The organism is Streptomyces graminilatus (assembly GCF_001418565.1).
GTDB lineage: Bacteria > Actinomycetota > Actinomycetes > Streptomycetales > Streptomycetaceae > Streptomyces > Streptomyces graminilatus.
The window spans coordinates 1-14,250 of the sequence record NZ_LIQQ01000134.1 but is presented as its reverse complement, the minus strand read 5'-3'; the positions used below and the strand labels follow the sequence as shown (position 1 = coordinate 14,250).

Annotated in this window: 11 protein-coding genes and 1 pseudogene; 5 read left to right on the top strand and 7 right to left on the bottom strand. The window is 71.7% G+C overall.

Annotated elements, in window-relative coordinates:
* Nucleotides 1–100 precede the first annotated feature (100 nt).
* From AOK08_RS13050 to AOK08_RS13040, 4 genes and pseudogenes are all read right to left on the bottom strand, one after another.
* A complete protein-coding gene (locus tag AOK08_RS13050; protein WP_055525686.1) occupies nt 101–1,366 on the bottom strand; it encodes a GNAT family N-acetyltransferase in 1,266 nt (421 codons plus the stop codon).
* 124 nt (nt 1,367–1,490) lie between these two features.
* On the bottom strand, nt 1,491–3,080 hold the full coding sequence (locus tag AOK08_RS13045; protein ID WP_055525685.1) for an alkaline phosphatase D family protein: 1,590 nt from the start codon (nt 3,078–3,080) through the stop codon (nt 1,491–1,493).
* Nucleotides 3,081–3,209: 129 nt separating this feature from the next.
* Nucleotides 3,210–3,362 (bottom strand): annotated as a pseudogene (locus AOK08_RS47255) (MocR-like pyridoxine biosynthesis transcription factor PdxR); the annotation flags it as partial.
* Between the two features lie 26 nt (nt 3,363–3,388).
* Complete coding sequence (locus tag AOK08_RS13040) at nt 3,389–4,249, bottom strand: alpha/beta fold hydrolase (RefSeq protein ID WP_055525684.1); 861 nt, start codon at nt 4,247–4,249, stop codon at nt 3,389–3,391.
* A 156-nt stretch (nt 4,250–4,405) separates the two neighbouring features.
* Between AOK08_RS13040 and AOK08_RS13035 the strand changes: the two genes are divergently transcribed.
* Nucleotides 4,406–5,308 carry an RNA polymerase sigma-70 factor gene (locus AOK08_RS13035; RefSeq protein ID WP_055525683.1) on the top strand — a complete coding sequence of 301 codons (903 nt, stop codon included), beginning with the start codon at nt 4,406–4,408 and terminating at the stop codon, nt 5,306–5,308.
* Between the two features lie 111 nt (nt 5,309–5,419).
* Nucleotides 5,420–6,184 (top strand): GntR family transcriptional regulator, encoded by a 765-nt coding sequence (locus tag AOK08_RS13030; RefSeq protein WP_055525689.1) that lies wholly within the window; start codon nt 5,420–5,422, stop codon nt 6,182–6,184.
* A 20-nt stretch (nt 6,185–6,204) separates the two neighbouring features.
* Here the strand turns inward: AOK08_RS13030 and AOK08_RS13025 are convergent, their stop codons facing one another.
* Nucleotides 6,205–9,111 (bottom strand): nSTAND1 domain-containing NTPase, encoded by a 2,907-nt coding sequence (locus AOK08_RS13025; RefSeq protein WP_055525682.1) that lies wholly within the window; start codon nt 9,109–9,111, stop codon nt 6,205–6,207.
* Between the two features lie 148 nt (nt 9,112–9,259).
* Between AOK08_RS13025 and AOK08_RS13020 the strand changes: the two genes are divergently transcribed.
* From AOK08_RS13020 to AOK08_RS13010, 3 genes are all read left to right on the top strand, one after another.
* Nucleotides 9,260–9,598: a hypothetical protein gene (locus AOK08_RS13020; RefSeq protein WP_055525681.1), complete on the top strand. Its 339-nt coding sequence runs from the start codon at nt 9,260–9,262 to the stop codon at nt 9,596–9,598.
* Nucleotides 9,599–9,814: 216 nt separating this feature from the next.
* Nucleotides 9,815–10,723, top strand: coding sequence for an NlpC/P60 family protein (locus AOK08_RS45685; RefSeq protein WP_055525680.1), 909 nt, complete (start codon nt 9,815–9,817; stop codon nt 10,721–10,723).
* Between the two features lie 191 nt (nt 10,724–10,914).
* A complete protein-coding gene (locus tag AOK08_RS13010; protein WP_079053996.1) occupies nt 10,915–12,069 on the top strand; it encodes a DUF4185 domain-containing protein in 1,155 nt (384 codons plus the stop codon).
* A 169-nt stretch (nt 12,070–12,238) separates the two neighbouring features.
* On the opposite strand, the gene AOK08_RS13005 is transcribed toward AOK08_RS13010, so the two are convergent.
* A complete protein-coding gene (locus tag AOK08_RS13005) occupies nt 12,239–13,396 on the bottom strand; it encodes an ROK family transcriptional regulator (protein ID WP_055525679.1) in 1,158 nt (385 codons plus the stop codon).
* Between the two features lie 130 nt (nt 13,397–13,526).
* Nucleotides 13,527–14,198 carry a response regulator transcription factor gene (locus AOK08_RS13000; RefSeq protein ID WP_055525687.1) on the bottom strand — a complete coding sequence of 224 codons (672 nt, stop codon included), beginning with the start codon at nt 14,196–14,198 and terminating at the stop codon, nt 13,527–13,529.
* Nucleotides 14,199–14,250 lie beyond the last annotated feature (52 nt).

The window sequence follows — 14,250 nt, the reverse complement described above, 5'->3', positions numbered from 1 at the left end:
GGCGTCACCCGGATTCGTGCCGGAACGAGCCGGGACCCGCCTGAACGCGCCACCGGCCCGGCGGAGGCCGCCGGGCCGGTCGCACAGATGCTCGGTCGGATCAGTCCCGTGCGCTGTGGTCGTACGGGCGCGAGGAGGCGGCCGGGGCCGTGTCCAGGCGGGCCGTGATGACGAGGGTGCCCTCCTCGATCTGGTAGTCGAGGGGCAGGCCGAGGCCGCGCATCGCGGCGACCATGCCGGTGTTGGAGGACTGCGTGACGGCGTACACGTGCTCGCAGTTCGCCTCGCGCGCCATCGCCACCAGCCGGCGCAGGAGTTCGCCGCCGATACCGCGCCGCTGCCACTCGTCCTCGACGATGAGCGCTATCTCGGTCTCGTCGCCGTCCCAGAGCAGGTGCCCGAGGGCGACGATCTGCCCTGACGCGGTCTGTACGGCGAGCGTGCGGCCGTAGCGCGGGCTGAGCAGGTGGTTCAGGTAGCGGTCGGCCTCGCCCATCGGGCCGTGGTAGCGCAGCGAGAGGGTGCGCGGCGAGCAGCGCTCGTGCATCGCCTTCGCCGCCTCCAGGTCGCGCGCGTCGGCCCGCCGTACGGTGATGGCGTTGCCCCGGGGCAGCGTCAGTACGTCATGGCCGTGCGGCACCCGGGGACCGAGCCGCGCGTCCAGCTCCACCAGCGCCCGCGCGCGGGCGAACTCGGTAGGGGTGAACGGCAGATACGGCCGCTCCACGGTGATCACTCCGCCTTCCGGTGCGCGCAGCCGCATCACCGTGTCCGTCTCCTCCAGAGCGCCCCCGACCGGTACGCCCTCCTGCGCCGCCGGGTCACCGCCGGGCACCGACCGGATCGTGCAGCGCCCAAGCAACTGGCGCAGCGCGAGCGGCAGTTCGGCCGCGTCCAGGGCCGTACGGGTGGCCAGACCCAGCACCCGGGTCGGCGCGTCGACGAGATCGTGGGCGTCGGCCCGCTCGATCCACGTCCCGGTGCCGCCCGCCCGGGACACCGCTCCGGAGATCTCGTCGGCGGCGAGGTCGCCGGGGGCGCGCAGCAGGAACTCGTCGACGGTGCCCCGGGCCAGCGGATGCGTCTGGAGGCTGAGGATGTCGATCCGCCGCCCGGCGAGCGCCGTGCACAGCGCGGCGAGCGATCCCGGTTCGTCCTTGACCGTCGTCCGCATCCGCCACAGCACGCTCGCGCCGGACGCCGTCTCGATGCCCGTACCGGCATCGGCGTGGTCCGGCGGTGCGTGACCGTGGCGGCCTGCCCACCATGTGCGCAGCAGTGCGGCGAGTTCGACGGCGTTCCGCCGCCACTGGCGTACCGGACGGCCGTTCGCCACAGGGGCTCCCTCGGTCACTTTTCGATTCATGCAGCCACCATGCGCCAGTGGTGTTGCGTGATCACGAACGGATTGTGACCGAAGGGTTAAGTTGCGTTCCGCCCCTTTTGTTTACTCTTGTACCACTCTTGTACGACTACTGTCCTGCCTGCGCCTACTGCCCCACGCGCCCCGGCTGGAGCACCTTCGTGAACAGCACGGTCCCGTCCTGCTCGCGCAGCCGTACCGTCAGCTCACCGCTGTCGCCGTCGATGTCGACCTCGCCGAAGAACTGGTAGCCGCCGGCGGGCGAGACGTTCGCCGCGGTCGGCGCCTTCACGAAGACCCGCTCCGGACCGAACGTGCCGTCGAGCGCGCTGGCCGGGAACGCCCCGGCGTTCAGCGGACCCGACACGAACTCCCAGAACGGCTCGAAGTCGGTGAAGGAGGCCCGCTCGGGCTGGTAGTGCTGGGCCGAGGTGTGGTGGACGTCGGCGGTCAGCCAGACCGTGCCGGTGATCCGCCGGTGCTTGATGAACCGCAGCAGCTCGGCGATCTGCAGCTCACGCCCGAGCGGCGCACCCGGGTCGCCCTGCGCGACGGCCTCGATGTTCGCCTTGCCCTCGGTGGTGTCCGGCACGACCAGGCCCAGCGGCATGTCGGCGGCGATCACCTTCCACACGGCACGCGAGCGGGACAGCTCCCGCTTGAGCCACTCCAGCTGCTCGGCGCCGAGGATGCCCTGCGGGTCGACGCTCTGGCCGTCGGGCGAGTTGGCGTTGCGGTACGTCCGCATGTCGAGGACGAACACGTCGAGCAGCGGCCCCTGGCGCAGTACGCGGTGGACGCGGCCCTCCTTGGCGCCCGGCCGGAGCGTGGAGACCGGGAAGTACTCACTGAACGCCCGCCGGGCCCGGCCCGCGAGGACGTCGACGCTCTTCTCCGTGTAACGGGTGTCCGACTCGGAGATCCGCTCACCCGGGTACCAGTTGTTGCGCACCTCGTGGTCGTCCCACTGGATGATCGACGGGACCTGGGCGTTGAACCGCCGGAGGTTCTCGTCGAGCAGGTTGTAGCGGAAGTTGCCGCGGAACTCGGCCAGCGTCTCCGCGACCTTCGACTTCTCCTCGGTCGTGATGTTCCGCCAGGTGGAGCCGTCGGGCAGCGCGGCGGTCGCGGCGATCGGGCCGTCGGCGTAGATGTTGTCGCCGCTGCACAGGAAGAAGTCGGGGTCGAGCTTGCCCATCGCGTCATAGATCCGGTAGCCGCCGAGGTCCGGGTTGATGCCCCAGCCCTGCCCCGCCAGGTCCCCCGACCACAGGAACCGCACCCCGTCGCGCCGCCGCGCCGACGCCGTACGGAAGGTGCCGGTCACCGGCTCACCGGTACGGCGCGGGTCGTCCGGGTCGGCGAGGAGCACGCGGTAGTGGATCTGCTCGCCCGACGGCAGCCCGTGCAGGCGCGTCGTACCCGTGAAGTCGGTGTCGGGGCCGAGCCGCGGGCCGTGCCAGCGGCGGGCGTTGCGGAACGACTCGGTGGCGGACGTCTCGACGATCATCCGGGCCGGCCGGTCGGAGCGCACCCACACCAGCCCCGACTTGGCGGTCACATCACCTGTCTGTACACCCCATCCGGCGTTCGGCCGCCCGGACAGGGCGAACGCGGGCGCCGCGGAACCGATGGCGGCGGGCAGGGACAGGGCCGCCGACGCGGCGAGCGAACCGCGCAGGACGCTGCGACGACCGGGCAGGGAAGAAGCTGACATGGGGCGTGCCTCCGGGGGCGGGATCCGGCGAGTGTGCACAGCCACAACTACTGGGACACCGCAGCGCCCACGCAAACCGCACATGAACAACTGCCAGCAAGGACAAGGGAACCGGTACGCGGGCAGCGCTCAGGGAGCGACAGCCTCCGCCATCAGCCGAACCCCCTCCCTGATCCGCGCGGGCGACAACTGCGCGTACCCCAGCACCAGTCGCACGGCCCCGCCCCGCGCGCGGGTGTGCGCGAACTCCGTCAGGGGCCGTACGGCGACCCCGGCCGCCGCTCGGACACGCCGCTCGGATACCCCCGTCAGCGGCTGCCGTCGAGGAGCACCCGGGCGACCAGGGCCGGGTCGTCGTTCATCGGGACGTGGCCGCAGCCGGGGAGCCGGATCAGGCGGGCCTTGGGGATCATCCGCTTGGCGCGGATGCCCTGACGGCGTACCAGAATCAGGTCGCGGGTGCCCCAGGCGACGGTGACCGGGATGCCGGGGACGTCGTCCGTGAAGCGGAGGTCGCGGCCGGCCCTGAGGGTCTCCGTGAACCGCCGGGCTTTCGCCAGGGCAAGGGTCTCGGCGACGACCGCCTCGGGTGAACGGCGGCCGGGCCGGGCGTAGATGCTGCTCGTCAGGACGCTCCGCCCCGCCGCCGACCGCGACAGCCGCTCGACCAGGGGCACCGGCATGGCCCGCGCGGCCCGCCGCATCGCGAGCAGCAGCCCGAACGCGTACCGCTGCTCCGCCCGCGACCAGAAGCCCGCCGGGGAGAGCGCGGTGACGGACCGCACGCGCTTCTCCCGCCCGAGTTCCAAAGCCAGCAGACCGCCCAGCGAGTTGCCCGCCACATGCGGCCGGTTCAGCTCCAGCGCCTCGCACAGGGCGGCGAGAACGGCCGTCATCGTCGGCAGGTCGTGCGCGAAGCCGTCCGCCAGCGCGGGCGACGCGCCGAACCCGGGGAGATCGACGGCGATCACATCGCGCCCGGTGGCCAGGACGTCGATCACCGGGTCCCAGGCCTGCCGGTGGTGCCCGATGCCGTGCAGCAGCAGAAGCGGCTCACCGTTGCCGACGCGCGCGTACGACAGGGTCACGGCCCTGGGTTCGGCCGCCGGATCGTACGGCGAGGGGACCTCGAAGGTGACAGTGGTGGCTGCGGTGGCGGTGGCGGACATGGAGCTGCTCCTCGGCGTCGTACGAGTCTCTGCGTAGCTGTCGACGGGGCACTGCGTAGACAGTTTGTCAGCAGTTACTACTGACGGGTAGCCCCCGGACGGCGGCAGCCGGCAATGCGCTGGACAGCACCCTCGGTGCCGGGTTGGGATGGGACCGTGACCACCGACACCGTGAACGACGTCTTCGAAGAGCACCGGCCCGTCCTGATGGGCGTCGCCTACCGCATGCTCGGCCGGGTGGCCGATGCCGAGGACGTCGTCCAGGACGCGTGGCTGCGCTGGTCCGGCGCCGACCGGACCGAGGTACGCGAACCGCGCGGCTACCTCGTGCGCGTCACGACCCGGCTCGCCATCGACCGGCTGCGCCAGGTGAAGGCGCGCGGCGAGACCTACGTCGGCCCGTGGCTGCCCGAGCCGTACGTCACCGAACTCACCGGCGCCGCCGGTGTCGTGCCGGACGCCGCCGAGCGGGCCGTGCTCGCCGACACCGTGTCACTCGCGGTCATGGTCGTCATGGAGTCCCTCTCGCCGCTGGAGCGCGCGGTGTTCGTCCTCAGAGAGGCCTTCGCGTACCCGTTCACGGAGATCGCCGCCATGCTCGACCGCTCCGAACCGGCGGTGCGTCAGCTCGCCGGACGCGCCCGCAGGCACGTCGACGAACGGCGCCCGCGCTACGACGTCGACCCGGCCCAGCGCCGTGATCTGACCGAACGGTTCCTCGTCGCCGCCGAACAGGGCGACCTCGCGGGCCTCATGGAACTGCTCGCCCCGGACGTCTCCCTCGTCGCCGACAGCGGCGGCCTCGCACGGGCGCCCCGCCGGATCCTGGAGTCGGCCGACCACGTGGGCCGCTTCGTCGTCGGCACCGCCGGCAAGGGCCTCGCGGACGCCTCGTTCCGCTTCCTGGAGGTCAACGGCGGCTTCGCCGTGCTGATCCTGGACGGCGGCAAGCCCGACGCGGTGTTCCAGGTGGATGTCGCGGACGGCCGTATCCAGTGCGTGTACATCATCCGCAACCCGGAGAAGGTCCGGTTCCTGACCCTTCCTCAGGAAGGCTGATTGGTCTTGACCAAGCTTCGGGGCCGCCCTATGGTCGCAGGAAAGTGAAACAACCTTTAATAAACAAGGGCGCCAAAACGCCGTCCGACCACGGCGATTGCGGAGGACATGGTGGGGACCACGCAGTTGGAGACGGTGCCGGAGCCGAAGTACTGGCAGCTCAAGACCGTGCTCAGTGAGGCACTGGACTCCGAGTTCACGGTGGGCGAGATCCTGCCCAACGAGCGCGACCTCGCGGCCCGCTTCGGCGTCGCCCGCGCCACGCTCCGCCAGGCGCTCGAACAGCTCGAACTCGAAGGCCGGCTCCAGCGCCGACGTGGTGTCGGTACGACCGTCGCCCCGCCGCGCGTGGGCGTCCCCGTCGGCACGGCCCGGCACACCTGGCCGGGCGGCCCGGCCGACGACGCCTGGGAACCCATGGACAGCGCGCTGACCGTACCGGCCGGATCCGTGGCCGCCGCCCTGGACACCGGCAGGGACGAGCCCGTCCACACCGTGCGCCGCTCCCGCGTCTCGCACGGCCGGCCGGTCGCCGCCGAACTGCTCTACGTACCGGCCGCCTCGGTGCCCGACCTGCCGGCGACGGACGCCTCGTCCGGAGCGGCACGCGCGCGTGCGGTGCTGCGCGAACTCCAGCGCCTCGAACTGGAGGGCCAGGACCGCGCCGTGGAGCTCGGCTCGGCCCGCGCGGACGACGCCAGGGAACTGGACCGGCTCCCCGGGGCGCCCGTCCTCGTCGTCACGACCCGCTTCTTCACGGAGGGCCGCACGGCCGCGCTGTCCGTGGCGACCTACCGCGCTGACACGTGCCGCTTGACTTTCGGTGACACCGGGGGAGTGGAAATACACGACGGCCCGGAAGTCCAGGCGCCCTGACCGGGTTCCGGCCGGCCGGGTCACGTGCGGCGCGGGCAGGGCGGAGCGTAGTCGAGGTGGGGGAAGTGGCGGGCCCACTGGGCGCGGCTGATGGTGCTGTGGACGTGGTCGCAGGCATCGGTGAGCGCCCGGTCGAGGTCGGTGTACCAGGTCTGGACGCTGTGGTAGGCGGTAACGGTGAGGAACGTGCCGTCCGCCTTGAGGTAACGCACCTGCTTGACCGTCCCGCGAGGGTTGGTGAGGTGGGCCAGGGCGGAGGGGCGCGCGCGGTCGGTCACGTCCCAGAGGTTCACCGCGCTGTCCACGCCGACGGTTGCCGCCGTGCGGCCGTCGGAGGCGAAGGCGACGCTGGTGACGACGTCGCCGTGTCTCGCAAGGTCGCCCAGCTCTCGGTACCGGGGAAGATCGCTGATGTCCCACAGCTTCGCCGTGTGGTCGTCGCTCCCGCTCAGCAGCGTACGGCCGTCGGGACTGTAGGCGAGGGCGTCGACGAAGTTCCGGTGCCCCTTGAGGACGGCGACGGGGGCAGCGTGGCGCGGGTCGGTCACGTCCCAGATACGGACGTCGTGGTCGTCGGAGCCCGAGGCCAGAGTCTTTCCGTCGGGGCTGAACACCACAGGTTTGACGTTACGGGTGTGCCCGGTGAGCGTGTCGAGCAAGCGGGGGCGCGCCGGGTCGGCGATGTCCCAGAGACGGATGGTGTCGTCGTAGCTGCCGGTGGCGGCCACGAGACCGTCGTGGCGCACGTCGACGGAGAAGACGTCTCCGGTGTGTTCCGTGGACCGCTTCGACAGCACCCGGGGGTTGCGCGGGTCGGTCACGTCCCACAGCCAGAGCGTGCCGGCGCTGTCCACACCGAGCAGCGTGCTGCCGTCCCGGGTGAACTGGATCGGGCCGAGGCCGACTCCGGCGGTGGTGCCGAGCCGGCGGGGCCGTCGTGGATTCCTCATGTCCCACAGGACGAGCTCCGAGCCGTCGGCCATGGCCAGCGTGCGGCCGTCGGCGGGCACGGCCGGTGTGTGCCCGGCCGGTACGCGCCCGATTACTTCGGGGCCGGTCGGGGTGCGGCCGACCGATGCGACGGACAGGGCGCTCACCAGGGCGTCCCCCGTGCGTTTCTGCGGGGTCTGGCGGTAGGCGGCCAGTGCGATCTGGACGGCCAGTGACGGATCGTCCGAACTGAGGCGCACGGCCTCGTCGGCGGCGCGGAGGGCCACGGCCTCGTCGCGCGTGTTCTGTGCCCGTACGGCGAAGCCGGCGGCGGTCGCGGCACACGCGAGGAGAACGGCCAGGGTCCCGGCCAACCGGCGCAGATGGCGGCGGTCGCGCTGTCGCGCCCGCTGTACCGCCGACTCGCCGGCGTCGAGGAAGGCGCGTTCCCGCGCGGTCAGCTCCTGCGGCGGGAGGGCCTTCGCCGCGGCGAGGCGTACCCCGCGGTACAGGGTGTCGGGGTCGTGGTCCAGGGACTCCCAGAGAGTGGTGGCCTCGGTGAGCGCGCGGTGCAGACGTACCTGGCCGCGGTCCTTCTCCAGCCAGCCGCCGAGCCGCGGCCAACAGCGGATCAACGCTTCGTGGGCGATCTCCACGTGGTCGCCGTCGGCGGTCAGCAGCCTCGCCTTGGTCGCCTGTTCGAGGACGAACCCGGTATCGGGACCGCCGTCGAGTTCCCGCCTCGGCACACGGCGTTTGGTGTCCTCGGTGCCCTCACCCAGCGCGACGAGCCGCAGGAACAGCTGCCGCGCGGCTTCCTGCCGGCTTTTGCTCAAGGCCTGGTGGAACTCCTCGGCGGTCTGGCTGAGCGCGTCCTCGAAGCCGCCCGCCGCGCGGTAGCCGGCCAGCGTGAGGGCGTTGCCCCGCCGTCGCTTCCAGGTCTCCAGCAGGGCGTGCGAGAGCAGGGGCAGCGCGCCCGGCCGGCCGTGGGCGTCGGCGGTGAGGGTGGTCAGCAGGGCGCTCTCGACGGTGAGCCGGGAGCGGGCGGCGGGCTGGACGATCGCCGCCCTCAGTTCCTCGGCGGTCATCGGGCCGACGGGATGGTGGGCGTGGGACAGGGCGTCGACGAGGCCGGGCAGCCGCGTGCAGTGCGTGTAGAAGTCGGACCGCACGGCGATGGCGACCCGAGTGCGGCTGTCGGGGGCCAGGGCCGCGTGCAGGAGCGCGGCGACGAACTGCTCCCGTTCCCGCGCGTCGCGGCAGACGGTGAACACCTCCTCGAACTGGTCCACGACGACGAGCAGTTCGTCCGCTGCGGAGCCTGTCTCCTGCTGCCCGGCGAGGATCTGCCGCACCATCCGGTGAAAGGTGTGCGGCTCGGCAGCCAGCGATGCGTGCACTGCCCCGGAATCAGTGCCGATGCGGGTCGCCAGCCGGACGGCGCACTCCTCCAGCGGATGCGGGCCGGGCGTGAAGACAAGCGGGGAAACACCGGGAAAGGCGGGAAGCACACCTGCGCGCAGCACCGATGACTTACCGGATCCCGATGCCCCGAACAACACAAGAAGCCGTTTTTCCTTCAAATGTTCGACGAGTGCGCCGGTGAGTTTCTCGCGGCCGAAGAAAAACCCGGCGTCCGCCTCCCCGAACGCGAACAGGCCGACATAGGGCGGCTTGGCGCTGTTCCCCTGCCGGTTCTCCGCGCCGGTCTCGGTCGACGTGTCCGTGCCGGTGCACGCGTCAGCCGTCCGTTGCCAGATCACCTTCCATTCCCGCTCGTCACCGCCACAGGCGCGGACATAGGCGAGGGTGACGGCCAGGCTGGGCAACTGACGTCCCGCCGCGGCCGAGGACAGTGTCGCGATCCCGTAGTGCGCGTTCCGTGCGAGGTCCCGGTAGGTGGGACGGCCCGCCTGTTCCCGGAGTTTCCGTAAACGCGCCGCGAATTCGAACAGAGGACCGCCCTCCGGGTCCAGAGGACTCTCTCCCCGTGCCACATTCCCACCCTTCCCCCGGTCGCGCCGATTGTTCGGCATCTGTTTGTTCGGCGTCGGACGACCCGAATTGAACAACAGATTAGCGGCTACAAACGGTGCATCAGGTCCCGCACCGAGGACCGGACAACGAACCGAAAAGAGGAATCCCATGAAGAAGCGGAAGCACGTGATCGGGGCAATGACGGCCTCGATCGCCCTGGCAACCGTCGCCCTGGCCACCCCCGCTCTGGCCACGGCCGCCTCCGCTCACGCGGAGACCTCGGCGGCCCGGTCCCACGCGGCCACGGTGGGTTCGGCCGGCGAGCGGACCGGATCAAGCCGGGCTGTGCCGGCGGATGACGGCCTGGACGTCCACCGCGACAAGTACCTGACCCTGGGCGGCTGCCAGACGGCCGGCCAGCAGGGCATCGAGCGCGGGCACTGGGACCGCTTCCAGTGCGCCGATGGCACCTGGCCCTTCAGGTGGAACCTGTGGACCAACCGTTGAGCGTCTAGCGCTGTCGGCGGGGACAGGCCTGTCGGCTCCTCAGCCGCCGACGCGCGGCTGACAACGACCGACTCGCTCGCCGGAGCGCCATCGCGGGCCAAATGACCGGTCCCACGCCGCCTTGGCGCACCGCGACCCGCGCTACTTCCATCCTGACGGGCCGACCCCGTCGGCCCGTCAGGACAACCCACCCACACCCCGAAGAAAGAGGACTCCATGCCCACCACCCGCCATCACAGCATCCGCCTGCTCCCCGCCCATCACCCCAGCGTGCTGCGCCGGTTCCTGCCGGCGCTCGCCCTGGCCTGTCTTGCCGCAGGCGGCCTCGCGGTACCCGCCCACGGCACCACCGGCGCGGCGGCTCCCGCCGCCGGCGCCGTGACCCTTCAGCCTGCCGCCCGGCAGGCCGCCGCTTCCTTCCCCACCTGGGGAACACGCTGGGTGGTGCACTCCACGCCGGGCATCGACTCGCCCTCCGTGGGAATGATCAACCGGACCTCCCCCGGCGAGGACCGCATCACGGCCGACTACCAGGTCGACACCGGCCGCAGGGTGTGCGAGGGCAGCGCCTGCTCCACCTTCATGGCCCACATCACCCAGCCCGTCACCGGCTTCCTGACCGTTGTCGCGGTGGACATCCCAGAAGACCGGCTGCCGGGCGTTCCGGTGCAGCCCGCTCCGACCACGCCGACTCCTCAGCCAGGCTCACGGGAGCAGACCCTGGAACGGGCCGCGGTCTGGCTCACCGCCAACAACGGACGCCCGGTGCCCTACAACCAGCAGGCCCACTGGCGGGACGGCTACCGGCAGGACTGCTCCGGCTACGCCTCCATGGCACTCGGCCTGCCCACGCCCGGTGAAACCACCGTGGGGCTGGCCAGCAGGAGGATCACCCGCCCCATCCCCATGAGCGAGCTCCAGCCCGGCGATCTCGTCATCGACGCCCTCGGTAACAGCAACACCCGCCACGTCGTCATCTTCGAGAAGTGGGACGACGACGCCCACCGCACCTACACGGCCTACGAACAGCGCGGCACCTACGGCACCAGCCACCGCTCCCTGACCTACGGACTGGCAGCAGGCAGCGAATACAAGGCCTACCGCCCCCTCCAGTACGGCAACTGACACCCGATGCCGAGCCCGGTGGGTGCCCCGCTCTCCAGCGGGGCACCCACCTCCACCACCTCAGAAGCGGACAGCCAGTGCAAGCGACAGCACACCCGCCGGCTGCGTTCCCCGCTCAACGGCCCGCCCGGCCGGCTCTCCTGACAGTCCTCGATGCACCCCCTTGTCCCCACATCCGCGAAGGAGCGTTCATGCACGACCGCGTACCGGACAGCGCCCCACGTCCGCCCCAGGCCCCCATCCGCCCGGTCCACCTCAGCCGGGCCGGTTTTCTCCGGGCGGCCGCCACGGCGGCCCTCGCCGGCGGCCCCCTGCTCCGTATCCCGGCGCACGCGGCGGAAGACCCCCTCCGCGTTTCCAAGGTCGCCGACCTCACCGGCCCCGGTGTCACCACCCGGTTCCGTATGGAGGCCACCGACCTGGGCGTGCCTGTAAGGACGCCGGACGGCCGACTCCTGTTCGTCTTCGGCGACACCTTCGAGGAAGCCCGGGTCGGCGGCGGCTGGTGGCGCTCACCCGTGGCGCTGTACGGGCGTTTCGACGGGCCCGGTCGGCAGGTCGTCTGGACCGGTGCGGTGGGGGGACGCCAAGCCCGGCAGCTCGTGCCGTACGACCACGACAACCCCGAGTACTCCACCGTGCTGCCGTCCGACGTGATCACCCTCGGTGATGCCATGTACCTGCACGTCATGGTGAACAAGGGGCTCGGCAACGTCGTACGCACCGAGATCTGGCGGTCGGACGACTCGGGCGCGACCTGGGTTCCCACCGGTGCGGTGTTCGCCCCGGACGTGCACGACGGCATGTTCCAGCTGCTCACCTGGGCCCTCGGCGATGACGGATACGTCTACGTCCTGTCCACCGGGTTCCAGCGGGACAAGCCGGTCATCCTGCACCGGGTCCGTCCCGACCGCCTGACCGACCCCGGAGCCTACGAGCCATGGGGCCGCGGCCCGGACAGCCGCTGGGCCTGGGGCAACCCACCCACGCCCGTCCTGGACGGCACGTTCGGTGAACTGTGCCTGCGGCTGCTCGACGGCCGGTGGATCCTGACCTGGTTCAATCAGGGCGACTACCGGATCGAGGGACTGGTCGCGGACCACCCCACGGCCAACCTGCGCACCGCCCACCGCCGCACCCTGCTGTGGGGCACGTCCTGGGGCAACGAGGACGACACCCACGTGGCCCAGTTGTACGGCGGCTACATCATTCCCGGGTCGACGCTCGACGACCTCCACCTGTCAGTGAGCCAATGGAACACCAAGGAGGGATGGCCCTACCACGTCATGCAATTCCGCGTTCGCGGCCTGTTCTCCGCCCCCGCCCCTGGTGCGGCACGGCGGTGAGTTGAGCGGTATCCGCCGACCGACCGTCTCCGGATGCCGAGCGGCCTGCCTCCGGCGTTCCAGGTGTTCCTGAACTCCGGACAGCGGAACCGGGCCACGGGTGCCTGCGGCCCCCGATCAGAGCCCGGTTTCCTGGTCCGTCCCGCTCGGGTCCGTTCCTGGAGGGCCCTCAACGCCGGGCCGTCACAGTCCCCTCCACCGCGAACAACTGCTCCTCGACATGGTCGAGGGCGAGACGCAGCGCGCCCGTCGCCACGGCCGCCTCGCCCAGGAGGGACAGGGCCACGCCGGGCGGGCGCAGACAGTAGCGCGCCAGCTCGTCGCGCAACGGTTCCAGTACGCCGTCCAGTCCCGCCGCCCAGCCGCCGACGACGACCAGCTCGGGGTCGAGGGCCAGGACGAGCGCGGCCACGTCGTGCACCAGCCGCTGGATGAAGCGGTCGACGGCCGCGCGGGCCCGCTCGTCGCCCTCGCGGGCGCGGCCGAACACCTCGGCGACCGCCACCTCGTCGAGTGGGGGAAGCGGCTCGCCCGTGGTCGACAGCAGCGCCTCCGGAGTCGCCTCCCGGCCCAGCAGATGCAGTGCGCCGATCTCCCCGGCCGCCCCGCCGTACCCCCGGTGCAGCCGCCCGCCGATCAGTGAACCGGCGCCCGGACTCAGCCCGGCCAGGACGAACACCACGTCGTCGGAGTCGATCGCGGCGCCCTTCCAGTGCTCGGCGACGGCAGCCGCGTTGGCGTCGTTCTCCACGAGCACCGGGCACTTGAAGGACCGGCTGAGCCGCTCACCGAGCGGCAACCCGGTCCACCCGGGCAGCGCCGTGCACAGCCGTACGACCCCGTCGGCCTCCACGATCCCGGGCGTGGCCACGCCGACGGCCCGCAGCGAGTCACGGGCCACCCCGGCCCGGCGCAGCAGCTCGGCGACAGCGGAGCGCAGCCGCTCCAGCCGCTCGTCGGCGGGCGCCGCCTCGTCGACGTCCTTCGAGATCGACCCCAGCAGCCGCCCGTCCAGGTCGGACAGCAGCGCGGCGACCCGATGGGACCCGATCTCCAGCCCCAGCAGATGCCCGGCCTCCGCCCGGAACCGGAACCGTCGCGCGGGCCGCCCCTGCCGCCGCGCGACGCTCTCGTCGGCCGCCTTCTCGACGACGAGCCCGCCGTCCATGAGCCCCTCGACGACACCCTCGACGGTCGGCCGGGACAGCCCGGTCACCCGGGTGATCTCGGTCAGCGTCGCGCAGTCCGTGGCACGCAGCGCGTGCAGCACCACCGCGGAGTTGATCCTTCGCAGCAGCGAGGGATCCCCACCGGTCAGCTGCCCCAACGTACGACCTCCCGGCTGAGCGGCCCTGATGAAGCCGGCGGAGCGCTTGGTGCGCGATTGGGCGGATCGTACTCGGCGCGGGGCATCCGGGCGAGAGCCGGGCACCCCCGGCCTCTCCGACAGGCCGGGATCATCCCGGCGCCACGAATCCGGACTCGTACGCCACGATGACCGCCTGCGTACGATCCCGCGCCCCGACCTTCGCCAGCACCGCGCTGACGTGCGACTTCACGGTCTCCGCCCCGACGATCAGCCGGGCGGCGATCTCCGCGTTGGACATGCCCCGGGCCATCAGCCGCAGCACCTCCGCCTCCCGCTCGGTCAGCCGCGCCCGCTCCAGCGCCGCCCGGGCGGCCCGGTTCCCGCCGTCCTGGCCGCCCTCCCCGTACTCGGCCGCCAGCCTCCGTACCGAGGCCGGGAACAGCAGCGATTCGCCCTCGGCGACCAGCCGCACCGCGTGCACGATCTCGGCCGGCCGGGCCCGCTTGAGCAGAAACCCGTCGGCACCGGCCCGCAGCGCCTCGTACACGTACTCGTCGTTCTCGAACGTCGTCACCACGAGGATCTTCGGCGGCTCCGGCACGGTCCGCAGAATGGCGCGCGTGGCCTCGATGCCGTCCATCAACGGCATCCGTACATCCATGGCGACCACATCGGGCCGTAGCTGCCTGACCAGCGGAATGGCGGCGGCCCCGTCCGCGGTCTCCCCGACGACATCGATATCGGGCTGAGCCCCCAACACGGCCCGCAGACCTGCCCGTACGAGGGGCTCGTCGTCGACCAGGAGCACGGTTATGGGCATCCGGTCAGCGTAGATCAACCGGGTGCGGGGCACCGGACGCGGAGGGGGAGGG